The following is a 14114-nucleotide window of genomic DNA, read 5'->3' as shown; positions in this document are numbered from 1 at the left end:
AGACGACATGGACTTCGTGAAGAGATACGTCCAGGGGAACCACATCGTGACGACATACATCCTTGACATAGGCGGGTCGAGAATCGCGATAGATCCAGGACCGCCCAACTCGATCCCTCCCATCGACGTCGACCACGTGTTATGCACTCACATACACAACGACCACTGCGGCTCGGCGGGCCATTTGGGTAAGCCTGTATACGCGCATGAGAAATACATCAAACATTTGGCGGACCCGTCGAGGCTTTGGCAATCCACCAAGGAAGTGCTGGGCCCCATAGCTGATCTCTTCGGCGAGCCTAAGCCTGCCCGCGACGTGAGGCCGTTGAGGGATGGAGATAGGCTCCTCGACGCTGTTGACGTGTACTTCACGCCGGGCCATGCGCCTCATCACGTGATGTTCTATTTCAGAGACGAGGGCGTCTTATTTACTGGGGACGGCGCCGGGGTCTACGTGCCCGAGATAAAGGCCATATTCCCGACGACGCCGCCGCCCTTTAAGTACGACCTATACGTGGAGTCATTGAGAAAAGTCGTCTCCATAGGGGCCAAGATGTTGTGCTTCCCGCATTTCGCCTGCACCGAGGATGTGGACCTCTTGAGGGTACACGCTGAGCAGATAAAGGCTTGGCGCGAGGCCGCCTCGGCGGTCAAGGGCAGAGGCGGAGGGCCCGAGGAGCTCTTGGCGGAGCTGAGGAGAGTCGACGAGAACGCGGCGAAGGCGGCCAATAAAGGCGGCCTCCTCTACAGCTTCTTTGTCTGGCAGACCCTAATAGGGCTGTTGCAAAGCGCCTAGGGCCTCCTCGTAGGACAAGGCGGCTGAGAGGAGTTTCTCGTCGTCGGACGAGATCAGCTGGACGCCCACAGGTAGGCCCGGCGCGGGGGCAGGCACTGAGATAGCGGGTAGCCCCGTCAAGTTGAAAAGCTCGGTGAAAGCCAAGAGCTTGGGCCTCACAGATATGGAGTCGGCCTCTTCTATTTTCGGCGCCGCTATAGCCGTGGTTGGCGTGACTAATACATCGTATTTCCTCAACAGGGAGCGGAAATACGATTTGGCCTCCCTCTGTACTTCGAGGGCCTTTATATAGGCCGGCGCAGGCAAAGAGGCGCCGGTCTTTAGCAGAGACGCCACGTCGCGGCCCATGGACCGCTCGTGTTGTTTGAGATAGCTCCAGTTCACCGCGGCCGCCTCCGCCAACAATATGGCGGCTCTCGCGTAGGAGAAACGACGGACGTCGACCGGGACCTCGAAGCGCTCGCCGCCCGCTTTCTCCAACGCCGAGACGGCCCTCCAGAAGGCCTTATCCACGTAGTCGTCGACCTCGGCTATGCCCTTGAGCACTGCGAAACGGAAGCGGTCCAAGGGCTCCGCCTTGATGCCCTTGAGGACCTCCATGAGGTACGCCATATCGGAGACCGACTTGGTGAAGAAGCCCACGTGGTCCAGAGTGGGCGCCAGAGGCCTTACGCCATCTAGCGGGAAGGCGCCGTATGGGGGCTTATAGCCGACTACTCCGCAAAGGGCGGCGGGGATTCTGACAGAGCCCCCCGTGTCGGTGCCCAGCGCTAAATGCGCTATTCCTAGAGCCACAGCGCCTGCCGAGCCGCCCGAGGATCCCCCCGTTATCCTCGACGGATCGCGCGGGTTCCGCGCGGGGCCGTAGTGCGGGTTTATGTTGGTCGCCCCCAAGGCCAGCTCGTGCATGTTGGTCTTGCCCAAGATAAGGGCCCCCTCGGCCTCGAGGGCCTTGACCACTGAGGCCGTGCGGTCGGGCGTCGACTTGGCGTACGGCGCGCCGTTCGTCGTCGCGAAGCCCTCTACGTCTATGTTGTCCTTGACCGCCACTATGAGCCCGAGGAGGCGCCCCTTTCGGATTGAGAGCGACTGGGCCCTCAGAGGGAGGGATCTGTCGAGGGCCAAGAAGTAGTTGTGGTCGTCGGCCTCGGCGGCCCTCAACGCCTCCTCGGCCGCCTTCACGATGGAGGCGGGATCGGCCAGGTTCCTCTCGACTATTTCCTTTATCATATAAGCCCTAGCCCTTTCAATATCGACTCCACTTGCCTCTCGACTTCCTCAGTTGCCTCCCCCAGACCCAGCTCCTTGATCAACTCCTTGACGTATTTCATACATCTGGCGGCACGTGGAGGCATAAAATAATTTCTCGGAAATCCAGTTGGCTTGATTGGAGATATAGTCGACTTTTTTCCGGAGCTCGAAGTCCCTAGGCTCGAGGGCCAACATATCTAAGTACAGCCTCTCCACGGCCGCCCTCAGCGATTCGGCGGCTTTTAGGTTCTTTTTAACAAGCTCCTCGTTAGCCCTTCTTCCCAACTCGCCGGCTATATCGGCAATTCCCATGAGGTACGTCATGACGTCCACGCCGAGCTCCTCTGGGCTCGGGACTCTCCCCTCCTTTAAGAAGAGCCAAAATGAGTAGGCCTCGACGTATTCCTGCAGCCCTTGCGCTCCGTTGTTGTAGAACATGGGGTACTTGGCCACGAGGTCCTTTAGCTCCGCGGCGACGGCCTCCATGTCCTTGAGGTGCCTCTCCGCGGCCTCCGCATCGCCTCTTATCAGCGAGTATATAACCGATTTGCTGAGCCTCGTCACTCTGATAGACGTCTGGATCACCCGCTCCCTCGCCTCCTCGTATGCCCTCAGCTCCTTGTAGAGCCTCTCCACGTCGAGCACGGCACCAACTCGACGTTTTTATAAAACTATTGCCAGTATTCTGGGTACCTCAACATGACCACGAAGGGCAACGGGACGTACTGGAACTGGTACTTCTTGGCCAATTCGTCCAAGCCCTTTATCTGGATCTTAGCGGCCGCCTCCTCGCCCAGTTTGGTCAACGTATATTTAACTACGCTCGAGCCCAGTTCTTGATACACGGCGACATATCCCTTGCTGATCAACGATTCTATGACGGGCAACAACTGCGGCATAGACAACCTCCGGCCCGGCTGAGGGACGTCGGGCACCTTGGCCTCCTCCCTTAACAGGACAAACGCAGCGATTATCGACTTGAGGTCCATCACGCCGAATTTCGAGAGAACTGCCAAGACGAGCTCCTCCAAAGTCATAACAACAAGAGGGGCATGACCAACGCCAGTGGTATCGGCAACGCGGGCGCATAGCCGTATCGCTTCAACAACAGCTCCACGGTTAGGCGAAAGCCGGCGTATATTAACATAAGCCCCGAGGCCATGGCCCCTAGCGACGCGAGCGGGCCAAGAGGCGAGTACTTAACCCCTAAATACGTGAGGGCCATCGCGTATGCGAAGAAGTCGCCGGATCCCACCGAGATATCGCCCACCTTAGCCATGAGCCCCAACAGAGGGGGCTCCTTGGGCGGCGCTCCTCGGGGTCCGGGCGGGAGCTCCTCCTTGGCCTTCCTTATTATTTTGCCCAGAAGCCCCCAGTAAACCATGACGAGGTCGTAGACGGGCAAAGCGATGAGGAGCGCCAAGACTGTGACGTGCGGCAACATCCACACGGCCATGGCGCCCGCCAAGGCGCTGAAGACCGCCACTATTGCGTCCCACTTCCACTTGAAGATGGAGTAGATCGCGACGGGGGCGGCTACGAGCGGCGCGTAAAGCAAGGCCTCGGCGATTGTAGCCGGCAGAAGCCCGCACGAGTAGTACTCCACTGCGAAGGCCCAGAACACGCCGGTTATCACCAAGAACCAGACCGCTGCTATAAAGACGTTGAAAAACTTCTTGTGCCTCATCACAAAGTAAATAAACGCAGTGGCGACGGCGGCCAGGCCCACGAAAAGCCCAACGTTGTAGACAGCCGCCCCCGCCGTATTGGAGGACGAGTAGGGAGGCGCAGATAGTGTTTGTTGAGACGCTTGCGAGGGAGCCGTCATATACGGTAGTGATCCCAACACGGCCGCCAGGAACAACAAGGCGAGGGTCGCGCGCGTCCTCACGGAATTTACTGGACCCGTATTTATGGAATGACCTCAGTGGAGTCGAGCGTCGGCTCGTAGTCGAGGTCCTCACGCCTTATCACCCCTTTGTCCATGAGCTCCTTGAGCACGGGCGCGCCCTCCTCGAGGATCTTGATGCTCTTCTTGGTGACCTCGCAGACGGCGTCGAAGCCCCTATCGCCCCAGTACTTCTCGAAGTGCGCGTATAGGCATCTGCCGCCGCATACGTGCTTGTACTCGCACCTCGAGCACCTATCGTCGAGCTTGAGGCTCGCCTTGATAAGCCCCCTCTTCACGTCGCCTACGGTAGCCCACTTCTCGGAGACGGCTATAGGGCAAGCGAGGATTCGGCCGTCGGTGTTCACCGCGAAGGCGCGCCTCCCCGCGCCGCACGGGACCCAGTCGAACGGCCTTATCAACAACGCCCGGTATATCCCCAAGAAGGGCACTATGCCGAGCAGGCGGCCCTTCCGCGCCTCGTCTAGGAACAAATCGCGTAGTTTGGCCAGACCTGGCAGATAGCTGGACAAGGCCCACTCGAGGAACTCGTCGGGCCCCCATTCGTCTGTCCACACGACGTTTAGTTGCCAATGGACCTTGTCGAAGCCGAGCGAGAGCAAGTGGGTAACGTCTCTGTATATGTCGCTCCTCTTGCCCACGGCCATCCTGGCCACTACGTCGCAATCGCACTTGACCTCGTCCTTGAGCCACCTCAGGGTCTTCAAAACGGCGCGGTACACGCCCTTGCCTCTATACTCGTCGGTGACCTCCTCCACGCCGTCTATGGAGAGGAGGACCACGTCGAACCTCCTCCAGTACTCGGGCGGAAGGCTTTTGGCCAAGAGGCCGTTGGTCTGGATCCCCCACCTCTTCGCCCTTATCGAGTCCATCACTTCCATTATATAACGCGGGTTCAGGAGGGGCTCGCCGCCGTAGAAGAAGACTACGGGACCCTCGTCCTTCAACAAAAACGATTTGAGCTCCTCGAGGCTGTATTGGACCGACCACGGCGAATGGCGCGGGTCGAACGAGCCTCCGCAATACTTGCACTTCAAATTGCACTGCCCCGTGGTCAAGAGGAACCAGAGCACTCGCCTCCCGATATTACTTTTAATTAACAAAACGCGGCGGTCATATGAACAAGGAGGTCTGGAAGATATCCCTCTCGGCGTTCTTCGCGGACCTCGGCTACCAGGGCGCCATAGCCCTCTTGCCCCTCCTCTTGGTGGTTGCCCTCAAGTTGCCGATGTATATATACGGCATAATAGAGGCCCTTAACTACGGCGGCGGGGCCCTCGTGGGGTTGTTGGGAGGCTATGCGGCCGATAAATACGGCAGAAAGAAGGTGGCGATAGTCGGGAACTCCCTCATATCGCTTATGTCCTTCACCGCCATCGCCAACTCGCCTGTGCTCTCGCCGTTGTTGTTCATGGCGGGCTGGTGGTCGAGGAACTTCAGAACGCCTGCGAGGCGGGCTATGTTAGTCGAAGTAGCCAGAGAGGCCGAGAGGAAGAAGGCGTTTGGGTTGCTACACGCGCTCGACATAGGCGGCGGGGTGGCCTCCGTTCTGATCATGGCTGCCTTGTTGCAAGCCGGGTACGGCTTTGCGACCGCGTACTTGATCACTCTCCCGTTCTTCGCCGCGTCCACTCTGTTCCTCGTCTTCGTCAAGGCCGGCGAAAGGAGCAACGGGCTTAGGCCGAGGCCGCCCAGCCTCAAGATCACTGCTCTGGCCCTCTCCTCAGCCCTCTTCGGCTTTACATACTACAGCTTCGGCTTCCCGATATTGAGCATATTCCTACACACCGGCTCCGATGTGGCGTCCGTGTTGGCTTATGGGCTCTACATGGCTGTCTCGGCGGTAGTCGGCTTGCTCGTAGGCTCCGTAAAATCGACAGGCTACAAGACGTTGGCCTTCGCGGGGTATTTAACTGCGGCTGTGGCCAGCCTCATGTTCGGGCTGGGCGGTCCCCTGCAGTTCTACCTCGCGGCCTCGGCGTTGATGGGCCTTTCCATAGGCGTCGTAGAGACGCTAGAGCCGTACATAGTCGCCTCGTTGTCAGAGGAGAAGGAAATGGGCATATCTATGGGCGCCTTGACTGCGGGGAGGAGCTTCGGCCTCTTCGCGTCGAACATAGCCATGGGCTTCCTCTTCACGGTGGGGGAGCTATACGCCTATCTTTACGCCTTCGTAGCAGCTCTAGCGGCGGCGGTTATTGTAATGACCGTGGTGGCCCGTTAGATCAACTGCAATTCGATCTTGACGGTATCGGGGACTTTTATGGTCATCAACCTTCTTATGACCCTATCGTTGGCCTCTATATCTATCAACCTCTTGTGTATTCGCATCTCCCAATGCTCGAAGGTGTGATAGCCCTCGCCCGAAGGGGCCTTCCTGGTGACCACCATGAGCCTCCTAGTGGGCAACGGTATCGGGCCGCTCACCTCAACGCCCATCTTCTCGGCTATGTCCACGATCTCCCTCGCCACGTTTTCCAAGTCTGCGTAGTTAGTGCCGTATAGCCTTATCCTGACCTTCCTCTTTGCGATCATGCCCTCTAAGGATCATGGGTTTTATAAGTTTTGAAAACCGTTGAAGCAAAAGAGGAGTCGAAGCTCTGCGTCAACAAAAAGGATTACTTTATCTGTACTTGCGCAGGCTTTATCTCAACCACTTGGCCAGCCGCGATCGTGCGGCCCATGTCGCGGAGGGCGAAACGGCCGAGCGCCGGGAACTCGCTGAACTTCTCGACCACGACGGGCTTCAGCGGCTTGAGCTTGACCATGGCGACATCGCCCTGTTTTATGAACTGGGGCTTCTGCTCGATGGTCTGGCCGGTCCTCGGGTCCAACTTGGATATGAGCTCGGTTATTTGTACGGGCACCGTCGCGGTGTGCACGTGCATTACAGGGGCATAGCCGGGCCCTATTGCAGTGGGGTGCCACAACACGATTATACGCGCCACTATCTCCTCGGCCACGGTGGGCGGGTTGTCCACCTTGCCGAGCACGTCGCCACGTTTTACGTCCTCCTTCTCGATACCGCGGAGGTTAACGCCTATGTTGTCGCCCGGCTTAGCCTCGTCGAGCTTCATGTGGTGGGTCTCCAGCGAGCGGACATCGCCGACCTTGGCCGGCGGCATCACCACGACCTTGTCGCCCGGCCTTATGACGCCGGTCTCGACGCGGCCAACGACGACGGTGCCGGCGCCGGTGATCGAGAACACGTCTTGGATCGGCAACCTCAGCGGCTTCTCGACTGGCCTCTGCGGCGGCTCCAACATGTCGAAGGCCTCAAGAAGGGTCGGGCCGTTGTACCAGGGCATGTTCTGGGACTTAACCTTCACGTTATCGCCCTTGATGGCGCTCACAGGTATTATGGGCACCTTGTTGGGATCGTAGCCGAGTATCTTGAGCATTTTGACTATCTCGGCCTTTATCTGCTCAAAGCGCTTCTGGTCGTAGTTGACGACGTCCATCTTGTTAACGGCCACTATGATCTGGTTCACGCCCAACGTCTTGGCCAAGAAGAGGTGCTCGCGGCCTTGTCCTTGTGGGCCGATGGCGGTCTCGAACTCGCCCGGACGTGCAGATATGACCAACAAAGCAGCGTCGGCTTGGCTGGTGCCCACGATCATGTTCTTGATGAAGTCGCGGTGGCCCGGCAAGTCGATAATCGTGAGGAAGTACTTGTTACTCTCGAAGCCCACGTGCGTCGCCTCGATGGTCACGCCGCGCTCGCGCTCCTCCTTGAAGCGGTCGAGGATCCAAGCGAAGGCGAAGTCCTCCTTGCCCATTTTCTTGGCCATCTCCTCGATCTCCTTGAAGCCCTTCTCGTCCACGTAGCCCGTCTCGTAGAGCACTCGGCCCGTTAACGTCGATTTGCCGTTGTCCACGTGGCCTATGACCGCTAAGTTGATGTGGGGCTTCTGCAACGCCGATGGCTTCGGGTTTAATATTATCGACGGCATGGCGGGTCTAAAGCAACTATATTTAAACTTATAGCCAGCGCGACGAAGCTTAAAAACGGAGGCGCCTCTAGGCGCCATGAAGGAGGTGGTCCACACCAAGTCCGCCCCCGAGCCCATAGGCCCCTACAGCCAAGCCGTAAAGGTCGGCGGCATGCTCTTCGTATCAGGCCAAATACCCGTGGACCCGAGAACCGGCGATGTGGTCAAGGGGGATATAAAGGAGCAGACGAGGCGCGTGCTCGAGAACATAAAGGCGATATTGGAGGCCGCGGGCTACGGCCTATCCGACGTGGCCATGGCCTTCGTGTTCCTCTCGGATATGTCGCTCTTCGGCCAGTTCAACGAAGTCTACGCCGAGTATTTCAAGGACAAGCCGCCGGCCAGAGTCACGGTGCAAGCGGCCCGATTGCCGAGGGACGTGTTAGTTGAAATAGCCGTTATAGCAGTTAAATAGTGTGGAGAGGACCCGCAACGCCGAAGGGTGATGAGGAACTGGGCGCCGACTTCCTCGTCTTTTCCTCGTCGGCGAAGAACCCCTTCAAGAGGGTCGTCGTAGGCCCGCCCGCGGAGGCCGTGGCCGTGGCCAAGAGGGTGGGAGGCGTCGCCGTCTCCGACTTCTCAGGCGTACCCCCCGAGCTGTACGGCGACGTGTACGTAGTCCACGCCTCCGGAGACTTGGGGCCTCTGCTCTCTAGCGCAGACGTGGTCCTCTACATAAAAGGCCCAATCCCTCCTCCGAGGGGCGTCCGCCTCATAGCCTTGACTTGCTCTAAGACGGACCTCTGCGAGGAGGCCGACTGCCTATGCGGCGGAGCGCTGAGGATTTAATACTCGCCACGGCCTCTGTGCGAGCCGGTGTGGAGGCTTGCGCCGATCTGGCGGACGCGATCAGCGAAAGGGCTACCCCGTTCTATTTGCCCATACCCGAGGAGGTCTGTAGAGGAGCTCTGGTGGATCTGGGCGCCTTGGGCTGGTTGCTCGAGCCGTTATTGGCCTTGTACCACAACAGACCCGACAAGTGGGTATGTTACGGCTCCCTCGAGGATCTGAGGAAGAGGGCTCTGGCTACCGCCAAGCTGGCGGGGCTAGTCGTCAAGGCGAAGGTCTTCCAATCAGTGGACCTACGCCAATGGGATTCCTTATTCCTATCGCCGGTGCAACGACCGCCGACGCCCTCCTTGGCCGTGGGCTATTGGGGCAAGGACTCTGTCGTGTGCGGAGCCCCCGTTCCGACGCCCCTGGAACTTGCTGCCAACTTCTGGGTTTTCCTAGACGCGGAACAGAAGAGGGAGCTCGTGGGATATATAGTGGAGTATATAGACCTCCTCCTGACTAGTATAAACATAGACGAGGCCTACTACAAGCTGCTATCCGACGAGCGCTACGTCGATTTCGCCAATGCGGTCGTTCACCATATGGGAAATAGAGAGCAAGACGTCGTTCCCGCGTAGTTTCCATGGAATTCGACTTAAACCCTTGCTCGACCTGGGCTCATGAAGGTCGAATTCATACCTATAATAACAATAATAATAGCCGCGGCGTTGTTGATCCCAAGCGCCCATGCTGCGGCGCCCAATTGTCCTCCCGACATTGCAATTAAGTGGTACGCACTAGTGAACTATCTAGCATACGCATCGGGCCAGAACGCCACTCAGCTAATAGCTGAGGCGCAAGCGACCGGTAACCTCTCGGTGACCATCTCGGGCGTTAAGTTGACAGTCCCCTACTGTTCGCTGAACGCCACGGCCGCCAGCGGTAATAAGGTAGTCTTCGCCCCTGCAGTGGGCACAGGAGAGTTGAAAAAATTAGGCCTTAACATAACCCAAGCGAAGGCCGTGTTCCAGAAGCTGAAAGATGCGAGAGATCAAGCTATGAAGAATCTCGACAGATATCTAAGGCCCTTGGAGGGGCTGGGCTTAGACAACGCCACCAAGGCCGTGGCCGCGGATAGAGGCTATAGGGAGGCCGCCGAGGCTAACATGAAGGTCGCCGCGTTGCTCAAGGAGATAGCTGCGCTCTTGGATAAAGTCGGCGCGAACAAGACGGCGGCGGAGCGGCTTGCGATCGCGGCGCGCATGCATGAGGAGGTTGCACAAGCTCTGTCGTACTTGGGCGAAAACGGCGGACTCGCGGGCATCAGAGAGAAAGCCGCGGCGAACTTGACGTCCGCCCTCAACGACACCGTCGGCATCGGGATCGCCATATCCAACGTGGAGAGGGCGTTGGCATACCTCAACGCGACTCTGCGCATACTCGAGGAGGCCAATGCGAGCAAGACGGCGATCTTGAAGGTGCAAGAAGCAATTACATATCACGAAAAGGCCTTGGAGGTCCTCAGAGCTCTCAACGCTGTAGGAGGCGCGGCCGGCGTTGAACAGAACGTCTACGAGGCCATAATGGGCATGCGGGGCCTCGACCCCAACGTGGTGGCGTTGTGCATAGACCTCAATTTAACTAACATACTAGCCAGTCTTAAACTCGGCGTCAACGCCACGGCCCTCCAGCTGAAATACGGCACTATCTGCGAGCTTGTCAAACTCCTCGACTGGCAGTATTATGCCAATAAGACAAGGAGGGGCGTGATGATGCCTATGGATAAGATTAATTCAATGTTGCGAGAATTGAGAACGTTCATAAACTTATATGGTGGTCTCTCTATATTTAGAAATATTTATTCTATTAAAATGTTGAATAACTACATCGCAGAACTAGAGAATGGTTTGTCCGGGTCGCTACAAATTACCGGGTCTCAAACTGCGACGAACAAAACCACCAAGACGCCCGGCGGCGGAAGTCCATGATAATACTGAACTTGACTATACCGCCTATCTTGGTATTAATACTGGCGCCCGGCGCTTTCGCCAACATCAGCATGCCGGCGCCCAACGCCTCGGCCATTGCGGCCTTCTCGGCCGGAGGTGCGCCGCTGCCCGCGCTAGCGTACGGCGGCAGGATCTACGTTCTACAAGACGGGGCCCCCGCATACGTGGAGTACGTGCCGGCGTATATCAACTCCAGCGGGGTCTACGAAATATCGCTTAATCTCGACCAGCCGGCCGTGGTGATAATTCCGCCGGGTATTATGCCCCAGGATATGCCCAGGTACCGCCTAATAGCCGTCAACAAGACGGGGATCTACGCTGAGGTGGAGCCCGGCGATGTACGAATCTCCTATTACGTAATAGGCGTCCAGCTGGCGTCGGCCGCCCAGACGGTCGCGGCAACGCAGACCACGACAACCAGCTCGGCCGGCCAGACATCGGCAGCCGGAGGCTCCGCGCTCGGCCCGACTTGGGCCCTTGGAGCCGCCCTAGTCGTCGTCATAGTGGCGGCCGTCTTCGTGTTGTTGAGGAGGAGGTAAACCCTCCTTTTTTCCTACAAGCCTCTGCGGGGCTCTAGACATCATACCTTGGACCGACCTTTCGGGGGCGCGTTATAATGTAGGCCTCTTGTACTCGGAGGGCGGGCTCCAGGAGGCGGACTTAGCGGCCAGCGATGCGAGATAGCCGTAGATCCCTCTCTCGCCGCTCCTCCTAGCCGCCTCAACCATGGCCTCCAACAACGATATGAGCTCGTCGTAGGTCCTTCTGTCCACCGGGTAGGGAACGCCGTCTTTGCCGCCCACTGCGAACGAGAACTTGAAGGGATCCACGTTAGCTGGGTCGTTCCAGTCGGCTGGCGATCTGTAGACCAGCTCGGCCACTAGCGCCAGAGCTCTGAGAGTCTTGGGGCCGACCCCTCTGCTCAATACGAGCTCCTTGAAGCTCGCGACGTCCCTCGGTATAGAGTACGCCAGGTGCCTCGGATCCCCTATTTCTTCTCTGAGCTTTTTCCTGTCCACGTAGGGGTGATAATACGTGGTGCCCGTCAGCGTGGTCTGGCCCATCAAGAGCGCGAGGTCCCGTGCCACCTTCTCGGGCCCCGAGGCGACTAAGTCCATTATAGTCGCCCTGTTGGCGGAGCTCCTCGACGAGGCCAAGTTCAAGACAGCTCCGGCGCGCTTCCCCATTATTCCGCTGTGGGGGTCGTCGAAGAATTTCTCGGTCTGGAGCCAGTGGTATCTCCTGGCCATTCTGCTTGAGGGGTTCATGCCTTGTTGTACCACGGCCCATCTGCCCCTCTCCGTGACGATAAAGGCGTGGTGGTATATGGAATAGCCGTCTTGGACGAGGGCGTTGTCGACCTTGGCCGTCAACCTCGACGCCTCGACGAGGGCCTCCCAGTCGAGGCCCCAGCGCTCGGCTATGGCCTTGAGCTCTTGCGGAGTCCTCAAGGCGCGCTCGCCCTTGCCTCCGGCTATCCTTATAGGGAGGTCCGCCTCCTCCATGGCGTATTTCAACACGGCGGTTGTCACCGTAGTGCTCCCGCTGGAGTCCCAGTCCATGCCGATGAGATCATTCACGGCCTGGAAGAAGACGGGGCTCGCCAGCCTGACGAGGATGCCCTCCTCGCCCCATAGGTCGTACATGATCCTGAGCAATAGAGTAGAAAGTTTTCTCATCCTGGCCAAAAGCCAAGGCGGCACGTGACCTGTATGCAAGGGCAGATCCGCGTAGCCCTTCAGCTCCACGTGTGTATTCGCCCCCTTGCCTATAAATCTAGCGGTCGACAGGGGGCGGGAAGACATTAAAACCGCGGCGCGTCAAACTACGTGTCGGTCTTCAAGGCGTACGACATAAGGGGCGTCTACGGCAAAGAGCTAACGCCGGACCTCTTGAGGCAGATCGGCTATGCGGTGGGGAAGTTCTTTGGCGGAGGGAAGGTCTTGATAGGCATGGACGTGCGCACCCACTCGCCGGACGTCTTAAGGCACCTCATATCGGGCCTACTGCCTATAGCCGACGTAGAGCTACTCGGCAACGTGACGACGCCCATGACCCATTTCGCCTCCCGCGTTTTTTACGAGCCCGCCGTGATGATAACAGCTAGCCATAACCCTCCGGAGTACAACGGCCTCAAGGTCATGCACAAGGGCGGGATCGACCTAACCTCCGAGGAGCTACAGAGGCTTAAGTCGCTCTTGGAGGAGCCCCCTGCGGGCCAAAAAGGCCTGGTGCTCGTCCAAGACGTCAAGGAGCGCTACTTCCAATACGTGGAGAACACGTTCGGCGAGTTCGACCTATCCATAGGCTTCGATCCGGCCAACGCGGCTGGGGTGGTGCTACGCCCTCTGCTCAAACGCCTCTTCAAGAGCGTCTATACCATAAACGGGATTCCCGACGGCAGATTCCCGGCGCATCCCCCCGACCCTGAAAGGCCGGAGAACTTGAGGCAACTGGTAGAGCTCGTCAAGTCGAAGGGCCTCGATTGCGGCATCGCGCTGGACGGCGACGGCGACCGCGTCGGCTTGGTGACGGCCAAGGGCGAGATCTTCAGGGCCGAGAAGATAGCATATACGCTCATAGAGCACTACGCGAAGCCCGGCGACGTGGTGGTGGTCGACGTCACTATGCCCTTGTACCTCGAGAAAGCCGCCGAGGAGAGAGGCGTGAAGGTCGTGCGCGAGAGGGTCGGCCACAGCTTCCAGAAGTCGACCGCTATAAGGGCCAACGCCTTGTTCTGGGCCGAGTACTCGGGCCACGTGGGCTTCAAGGAGCATTACTACTTCGACGACGGCATCTACACAGCGCTTAAGGTCCTAGACGTGGCTAGGTCCATCGGCAGAACTCTCGACGAGGTCTTGGCTGAGGCGCCTAAGGTGTACGAGGAGCGTTTGGATATACGCGTAGAGGATCAAAGAGCCGTGATGGAGAAGGTCAGATCCGCCGCTAGGTCAATGCAAGGCGTCGAGGTGCTGGAGAGCGACGGCGTTGATATCAGGTTTAGAGACGGCGGGAGGATCCTCGTGAGGCCCAGCAACACGGAGCCCTTGATCCGCGTTAAGCTGGAGGCGCGCGGCGGCGCGGAGCTCGGCCGGCTGAGGGAAAGCCTAGGCCGTTTGGGCCTCGCGTGATGATTTATTTTGCCCGGGGATTATCCGTGTGCCTCTGCTGTCGTTAAGCAATATCACCCTCCCTAACGTCAGCAAACTTCTAGGAAACTTTACTAACATTCTCTACAACATAAGCACATCGCAGAACTTGAGCGGGATCGCGAAGTGCATTAACTCGAGCAACCTAATCGAGGGATGCAAGGGCCCCAACGCGCCACACGTGACTCCATCAGATATCCTTATAATTTATTCAATATATTCAATTTTATTATT

The 14114-nt window shown here is 58.2% G+C and carries 16 protein-coding genes; 8 read left to right on the top strand and 8 right to left on the bottom strand.

Going from position 1 to position 14114, the window contains the following annotated elements; all coding sequences use genetic code 11:
• Window positions 1-7: 7 nt before the first annotated feature.
• On the top strand, window positions 8-796 hold the full coding sequence (locus tag ACZ5PA_RS06325) for an MBL fold metallo-hydrolase (protein WP_464929498.1): 789 nt from the start codon (window positions 8-10) through the stop codon (window positions 794-796).
• Here the strand turns inward: ACZ5PA_RS06325 and ACZ5PA_RS06320 are convergent.
• The 5 genes from ACZ5PA_RS06320 to ACZ5PA_RS06300 are packed head-to-tail and all read right to left on the bottom strand — an operon-like array spanning window position 770 to window position 5029.
• Window positions 770-2026, bottom strand: coding sequence for an amidase (locus ACZ5PA_RS06320; RefSeq protein WP_464929497.1), 1257 nt, complete (start codon window positions 2024-2026; stop codon window positions 770-772). The genes ACZ5PA_RS06325 and ACZ5PA_RS06320 overlap by 27 nt on opposite strands.
• Window positions 2027-2074: 48 nt before the next feature.
• Window positions 2075-2692: a translin family protein gene (locus ACZ5PA_RS06315; protein ID WP_464929496.1), complete on the bottom strand. Its 618-nt coding sequence runs from the start codon at window positions 2690-2692 to the stop codon at window positions 2075-2077.
• 26 nt (window positions 2693-2718) lie between these two features.
• Window positions 2719-3084, bottom strand: coding sequence for a hypothetical protein (locus ACZ5PA_RS06310; protein WP_464929495.1), 366 nt, complete (start codon window positions 3082-3084; stop codon window positions 2719-2721).
• The gene (locus ACZ5PA_RS06305) at window positions 3081-3938 is read right to left on the bottom strand and encodes a hypothetical protein (RefSeq protein ID WP_464929494.1); all 858 of its coding nucleotides are present in this window, start codon (window positions 3936-3938) and stop codon (window positions 3081-3083) included. Before ACZ5PA_RS06305 ends, ACZ5PA_RS06310 begins: the two co-directional genes overlap by 4 nt.
• Window positions 3939-3958: 20 nt before the next feature.
• On the bottom strand, window positions 3959-5029 hold the full coding sequence (locus ACZ5PA_RS06300; protein ID WP_464929493.1) for a TIGR04084 family radical SAM/SPASM domain-containing protein: 1071 nt from the start codon (window positions 5027-5029) through the stop codon (window positions 3959-3961).
• 44 nt (window positions 5030-5073) lie between these two features.
• Here ACZ5PA_RS06300 and ACZ5PA_RS06295 point away from each other — a divergent pair, with 44 nt between their 5' ends.
• A complete protein-coding gene (locus tag ACZ5PA_RS06295) occupies window positions 5074-6180 on the top strand; it encodes an MFS transporter (protein WP_464929492.1) in 1107 nt (368 codons plus the stop codon).
• On the opposite strand, the gene rpsJ is transcribed toward ACZ5PA_RS06295, so the two are convergent.
• Complete coding sequence (rpsJ, locus tag ACZ5PA_RS06290; protein ID WP_464929491.1) at window positions 6177-6491, bottom strand: 30S ribosomal protein S10; 315 nt, start codon at window positions 6489-6491, stop codon at window positions 6177-6179. The genes ACZ5PA_RS06295 and rpsJ overlap by 4 nt on opposite strands.
• 83 nt (window positions 6492-6574) lie before the next feature.
• Window positions 6575-7909 carry a translation elongation factor EF-1 subunit alpha gene (gene tuf / locus ACZ5PA_RS06285; protein WP_464929490.1) on the bottom strand — a complete coding sequence of 445 codons (1335 nt, stop codon included), beginning with the start codon at window positions 7907-7909 and terminating at the stop codon, window positions 6575-6577.
• A 76-nt stretch (window positions 7910-7985) separates the two neighbouring features.
• Here tuf and ACZ5PA_RS06280 point away from each other — a divergent pair, with 76 nt between their 5' ends.
• The 5 genes from ACZ5PA_RS06280 to ACZ5PA_RS06260 are packed head-to-tail and all read left to right on the top strand — an operon-like array spanning window position 7986 to window position 11270.
• Window positions 7986-8363: a RidA family protein gene (locus ACZ5PA_RS06280; protein WP_464929489.1), complete on the top strand. Its 378-nt coding sequence runs from the start codon at window positions 7986-7988 to the stop codon at window positions 8361-8363.
• A complete protein-coding gene (locus ACZ5PA_RS06275; RefSeq protein ID WP_464929488.1) occupies window positions 8363-8737 on the top strand; it encodes a hypothetical protein in 375 nt (124 codons plus the stop codon). Before ACZ5PA_RS06280 ends, ACZ5PA_RS06275 begins: the two co-directional genes overlap by 1 nt.
• Window positions 8713-9360: a hypothetical protein gene (locus ACZ5PA_RS06270; RefSeq protein ID WP_464929487.1), complete on the top strand. Its 648-nt coding sequence runs from the start codon at window positions 8713-8715 to the stop codon at window positions 9358-9360. The genes ACZ5PA_RS06275 and ACZ5PA_RS06270 overlap by 25 nt, the downstream gene beginning before the upstream one ends.
• A 42-nt stretch (window positions 9361-9402) precedes the next feature.
• Window positions 9403-10710 carry a hypothetical protein gene (locus ACZ5PA_RS06265; protein ID WP_464929486.1) on the top strand — a complete coding sequence of 436 codons (1308 nt, stop codon included), beginning with the start codon at window positions 9403-9405 and terminating at the stop codon, window positions 10708-10710.
• Window positions 10707-11270 (top strand): helix-turn-helix transcriptional regulator, encoded by a 564-nt coding sequence (locus ACZ5PA_RS06260; protein ID WP_464929485.1) that lies wholly within the window; start codon window positions 10707-10709, stop codon window positions 11268-11270. The genes ACZ5PA_RS06265 and ACZ5PA_RS06260 overlap by 4 nt, the downstream gene beginning before the upstream one ends.
• 72 nt (window positions 11271-11342) lie before the next feature.
• Here ACZ5PA_RS06260 and ACZ5PA_RS06255 read toward each other — a convergent pair whose 3' ends face one another.
• Complete coding sequence (locus ACZ5PA_RS06255) at window positions 11343-12479, bottom strand: DUF763 domain-containing protein (protein ID WP_464929484.1); 1137 nt, start codon at window positions 12477-12479, stop codon at window positions 11343-11345.
• Window positions 12480-12560: 81 nt separating this feature from the next.
• Between ACZ5PA_RS06255 and ACZ5PA_RS06250 the strand changes: the two genes are divergently transcribed.
• Entirely contained in the window at window positions 12561-13862 is a 1302-nt protein-coding gene (locus tag ACZ5PA_RS06250; RefSeq protein WP_464929483.1) for a phosphomannomutase/phosphoglucomutase, read from the top strand.
• The last annotated feature ends 252 nt before the right edge of the window (window positions 13863-14114 follow it).

Source organism: Thermoproteus thermophilus (genome assembly GCF_055392855.1).
Note: the sequence above shows the minus strand (reverse complement) of the source record. Positions and strands in the feature narration are given on the sequence as shown.

Coding starts and splice junctions, on each gene's coding strand:
- ACZ5PA_RS06325 (WP_464929498.1), top strand. CDS start 8: ATGGACTTCGTGAAGAGATACGTCCAGGGGAACCACATCGTGACGACA.
- ACZ5PA_RS06320 (WP_464929497.1), bottom strand. CDS start 2,026: ATGATAAAGGAAATAGTCGAGAGGAACCTGGCCGATCCCGCCTCCATC.
- ACZ5PA_RS06310 (WP_464929495.1), bottom strand. CDS start 3,084: ATGACTTTGGAGGAGCTCGTCTTGGCAGTTCTCTCGAAATTCGGCGTG.
- ACZ5PA_RS06295 (WP_464929492.1), top strand. CDS start 5,074: ATGAACAAGGAGGTCTGGAAGATATCCCTCTCGGCGTTCTTCGCGGAC.
- rpsJ (WP_464929491.1), bottom strand. CDS start 6,491: ATGATCGCAAAGAGGAAGGTCAGGATAAGGCTATACGGCACTAACTAC.
- tuf (WP_464929490.1), bottom strand. CDS start 7,909: ATGCCGTCGATAATATTAAACCCGAAGCCATCGGCGTTGCAGAAGCCC.
- ACZ5PA_RS06280 (WP_464929489.1), top strand. CDS start 7,986: ATGAAGGAGGTGGTCCACACCAAGTCCGCCCCCGAGCCCATAGGCCCC.
- ACZ5PA_RS06270 (WP_464929487.1), top strand. CDS start 8,713: ATGCGGCGGAGCGCTGAGGATTTAATACTCGCCACGGCCTCTGTGCGA.
- ACZ5PA_RS06265 (WP_464929486.1), top strand. CDS start 9,403: ATGAAGGTCGAATTCATACCTATAATAACAATAATAATAGCCGCGGCG.
- ACZ5PA_RS06260 (WP_464929485.1), top strand. CDS start 10,707: ATGATAATACTGAACTTGACTATACCGCCTATCTTGGTATTAATACTG.